Source organism: Moorella mulderi DSM 14980, from assembly GCF_001594015.1.
GTDB lineage: Bacteria > Bacillota > DSM-521 > Neomoorellales > Neomoorellaceae > Neomoorella > Neomoorella mulderi.
This window is the reverse complement of the sequence record NZ_LTBC01000069.1, coordinates 1-538: the sequence shown is the minus strand read 5'-3', so window position 1 is coordinate 538 and position 538 is coordinate 1. Positions and strand designations below refer to the sequence as shown.

Here is a 538-nt window from a genome sequence, read left to right as displayed (position 1 = left end):
TGCTGGTGGAAGACTCGACCCTCACCAGGTTTTCCACCAGGAGAACACTGGAGGAGAAGGGCTACCTGGTGGACGAAGCCGCCAGCGGCCAGGAGGCGCTGGTTAAAGCCAGGGGAAAAGGAGAACCGTACGACTTGGTGATCCTCGACATCCACCTCCCGGGAATGGACGGCCTGGGAGTACTGGAGAACCTTAAACGCCTGCCGGAGTACCGCTACGTCCCGGTCATGGTGGTAACTGTCGAGAGCAACGTCGCCGTAGTCAAGAAGGCGATAGATCTAGGGGCGGTGGAGTACCTCTGCAAGCCCTACTCGGTAGAGGAACTGGTGCGCCGCGTAGAGAAACTGATAGGTCCTGGCGCCAGAGTAGAAGCTGCCCCCGCAGAGCTGCTGCACAAAGTACTCAGGAATGAGATCAACCGGGCGAACAGGGGCGGGCTAAAGGTAGCCCTGGTTCTGGCCCGGTCTGAAAGGTTGGGTAAGGGAAAGATTGGGGAATGCGCCAGGCAGGCGCGGCGGCGCCTGCGCGAGATAGACAC

1 protein-coding gene is annotated in these 538 nt (G+C 60.2%); it reads left to right on the top strand.

Annotated elements, in window-relative coordinates; translation table 11 throughout:
- Positions 1 to 2: 2 nt before the first annotated feature.
- Positions 3 to 538: response regulator (locus tag MOMUL_RS15290; protein WP_062286268.1), on the top strand; the 536-nt coding region annotated here is incomplete at its 3' end.